Origin of the sequence: Candidatus Protofrankia californiensis, from assembly GCF_900634765.1 — a bacterium.
GTDB lineage: Bacteria > Actinomycetota > Actinomycetes > Frankiales > Frankiaceae > Protofrankia > Protofrankia californiensis.
In genome coordinates this window covers 1-3,440 of the sequence record NZ_CAAAFT010000456.1, presented here as the reverse complement: position 1 = coordinate 3,440, position 3,440 = coordinate 1, and the positions used below count along the sequence as shown (strand labels likewise).

Here is a 3,440-nt window from a genome sequence, read left to right as displayed (position 1 = left end):
ACTGCGGGGCACGGTCGTGGTCGTCAACGTGTGGGCGTCGTGGTGCGCGCCGTGCCGGGCGGAAACCCCCGGGCTGGTCGAGGTGTATGCGCAGACCCACACCCAAGGCGTCGCCTTCCTCGGTATCAACATCCGCGACTCCCTGGGGGCCGCGCAGGCGTTCGTCCGCGACTACCACGTACCGTACCCGAGCCTGTACGACCCGTCCGCCAGCCTGCTGGTCCGCTTGCGGGTCCTACCACCGACGACGATCCCCAGCACGCTCGTGCTGGACCGCCGCGGCCGCGTCGCTGCCCGCTTCCTCAACACCGTCGCCTCCGACGACCTGCGACCCGTCCTTTCCCAGCTCCTCGCCGAATCGACAACCGGATAGCCCTCCGCGATCACATCAAGCATCACCCCTGGACGCGGGAGCGTCGGCGACACCGTTGGCCGGCTGCGGCTTGCGCCCCTTGACCGATCTGTCATCCGGGACGAGCCCGCTCGAGGTTCCCGCCGGTCAGGGGGCGTCATGGTCGGGGTAGACGAAGCTACGGGTGATCAGATGTTTGGGGGCGGCCAGCACCTCCCGGATGATTTTGCCGTCGGGGGCGAGAGCGAGTTCGATCTGAAGGCTTTCGGCGGGGTAGGCCAGGGCCAGCCGGGTCTGACCGTCGGTGCTGTCCAGCCGGGTGGTGACCGGGGCCTGGCCGCTGCCGTAGGGCTCGCTGTCCAGGAAACGGGCGCCCGACAGGGACAGCGCCGACGGTGTGCCCAGGCCGCGGCTGGTGTCGCTGGTCACCCGCTCGTGCAGGGTGAACTGGCCCACCTGGCGCATGGCCGCAACCGCCTCGCGCAGCAGCTCGGGGTCCGGCCGGGGTGGCCAGGCCACGGCCAGGCTCGTCCTCCCACCCGTCCAGCCGTCCGCGGCGGCGGTGAGGGTGAGCCGGCTGGTGCCCTCCGGCCAGCCGACCGGGGCGGTGAAACATCCGCTACCGCATCCGCGCAGGGTGAGAGTGCGGCTGGGGCCGTCGGGGTCGGCGAGGGCTGCGGACATCTGGTAGTCGGCCTGGCTGGCCGCGGGTTCGCCGGTGGCATCGGGGGTGGACAGCTGCACAACGAGCTGGCCGTCACTGGCCCGGACCGCCACCCCGATCTGCCCGGCGAGGGTACCGGCCGGCACCACCGGGCCGGCGGCCGGCGGGGCGAACGGCAACGGTGCCTTGGGGTCGGTGGGAGTGGGGAGCGCGGTGAGCAGCCCGGACAGGCCGAGGACGCCCACCAGCACCCCCGCCTCCAGCCGCGCCGGTCGGGGTGGGCCGCCGTCGTGCGCGGCCGCGGCCCGGCGCAGGTGCCATCGTGCGGTCAGGGCCAGCACCGCTGCAACCACCACCAGCGCGATCTTGACTAGGAGGAGCTGGCCGTAGCCGGTGGTGACCACCCGGTTCAGCGGGACCAGCACGAGCGCGGACAGCCCGCCGGTCGCGACCACCAAAGCGAGCAGCCACAGCGCCAGCCGGGCGTAGGCCCCCAGCAGCACCCGGCCGACACCCGGCCGGCCCCGCCAGACGGCCAGGGTGCGCAGCACCTGCACCAGCGCGCCGACCCACACGGCGACCGCGACCAGGTGCACGGCGGTGAGCAGCGCGCCTGAGCCGGGCTGGCGTCCCTGCGGGTGCGCCCGCAGCGCCTCGGCCACCACCACGACGCCCACCGGCACGGCACCCCACCCGGCCCGGCGCGCCAGCACGGCGAGTACGGCGAGGGCGAACCCGGCGACCTGCACCGCGGCGAGCCTGCCCGGACCGGTCTCCAGCAGCGCGGCGGGGGTCAGCCGGGCCAGGCCCCGGATCGGTGAGCCGTCCCCGACGAGCAGCGCGGCCAGACCGAGCGTGGTTACCAGCCCGGCGAGCGCGCCCGGCAGCAGCCATGGCCGCGGCGGGTCGGGTGTGGTCTCATCACGGTGGTGGTGGGTGAGGCGCTGCCCGGCGAGCCCACCCAGATACAACGCGAGGGCGACGAACAGCAGCCACCGCAACACGGTGACCCATCCCACCCCCTTAGTGGCCGAGCTGGTCTGCCCGTTGCCGAGGGTCGAGGCGGCCGGACCGACGGCGAACCGGTACTCACCGCCCATCACATCGCCGTCGCCGGCGACCACCTGCCAGGCCACGGTGTACACCCCGCCACCCACCCGCTGATCCACGGCAGCGGTCACGCTCCGCCCGCCGTCACCGACGCCGGCCCGCTCGGTCGGCACGGCCCGGCCGTCGGCATCGAACAGCCGGACCGAACTGCCCGTCACAGTAACGGGCTGGTCGAAAATGAGGGTGAGCGCACCCGGCCCGTCCGGGACGGTGCCGTCCGCGGCCGGACCGGTGAACAGCAGCGTGGCATGCGCCGACGCGGGTCCGGCCATCACGACGAGCAGCACCAGGCCGGTCACCACCAGCCCCACCAGGCGGATCAACGTGCGCACCGCACCCCCACATCCACCTCGCGGCTCACCCGGAAGCGAATACTAAGCCGCATAGGAGATAGTTGGGTGAGGTCCGGTGGCCTCGCGAACCGTCTGGAGACGTCGATGACCGTTCCGTTCCCACGCCGGCGCCTCACCGCCGCCCTCCAGGTCGCTGCTGCCCTCGCCGCAGCCGTCCTGCTGGTGGCCTGCGGGAGCGGTACGTCCACCGAGGACAGCGGGCAGGGCGGGCAGATCAGCCACGTGCACGGGCTCGGCGTCAACCCGGCCGACAACGCGGTCTACATCGCCACCCACCACGGCCTGTTCCGCATCGAGCAGGGCACCGCACACCTGGTCGGTGCGGCACGCGACGACTTCATGGGTTTCACCGTGGCCGGTCCCAACATGTTCCTCGCCAGCGGGCATCCCGCCCCCGGCACCGGCGGCCCGTCGAACGTCGGGCTGATCGAGTCCACCGACGCGGGCACGACCTGGCACCAGCGTTCCCTGGCCGGTCAGGCCGACTTCCACGCCCTCGACTATGCCCACGGGACCGTGTACGGCTACGACGCCACCGCCGCCACCCTGCGTACCAGCACCGATAAGACCACCTGGGACAGGCGGGCGCGGATCGCCGCCGCTGACGTCGTGGCCAGCCCGGCTGACCTGACCACGGTGCTGGCCACCACCGAGCGGGGTGTGGCCGCCAGCACCGACGGCGGCCGGAGCTTCGCCCTGCCCCGCAGCAGCGCCGTGCAGGTGTTCCTCGCCTGGCCGGCGATGACGACGCTATACGGGGTGGACCCGGCCGGCACTCTCAGCATGAGCGCTGACACCGGTGCCACGTGGACGCGGATCTCCACGATTCCCGGCGGCCAGCCGCAGGCGTTCACCGCCGTCGACGCACACCACGTGCTTGCCGCCACCACAGACGGGATCTACGAATCCCGCGATGCCGGCGTTACCTTCGCCCGGCTCCTGCCCCTGGCCACCGACTGAC

The 3,440-nt window shown here is 72.9% G+C and carries 3 protein-coding genes; 2 read left to right on the top strand and 1 reads right to left on the bottom strand.

Annotated features, from left to right (window positions below; genetic code table 11):
- Window positions 1-373: TlpA family protein disulfide reductase (locus tag DD1DGNOD_RS23650; RefSeq protein WP_165036985.1), on the top strand; the 373-nt coding region annotated here is incomplete at its 5' end.
- Window positions 374-499: 126 nt separating this feature from the next.
- Here DD1DGNOD_RS23650 and DD1DGNOD_RS23645 read toward each other — a convergent pair.
- Complete coding sequence (locus tag DD1DGNOD_RS23645; protein ID WP_206443386.1) at window positions 500-2,458, bottom strand: copper resistance protein CopC; 1,959 nt, start codon at window positions 2,456-2,458, stop codon at window positions 500-502.
- A gap of 105 nt (window positions 2,459-2,563) precedes the next feature.
- Between DD1DGNOD_RS23645 and DD1DGNOD_RS23640 the strand changes: the two genes are divergently transcribed.
- Window positions 2,564-3,439 (top strand): F510_1955 family glycosylhydrolase, encoded by an 876-nt coding sequence (locus tag DD1DGNOD_RS23640; RefSeq protein ID WP_131771052.1) that lies wholly within the window; start codon window positions 2,564-2,566, stop codon window positions 3,437-3,439.
- Window position 3,440 lies beyond the last annotated feature (1 nt).

Bases quoted from the DNA above. Each gene is read 5' to 3' on its own strand.
- DD1DGNOD_RS23640 (WP_131771052.1), top strand. From the start codon at position 2,564: ATGACCGTTCCGTTCCCACGCCGGCGCCTCACCGCCGCCCTCCAGGTC.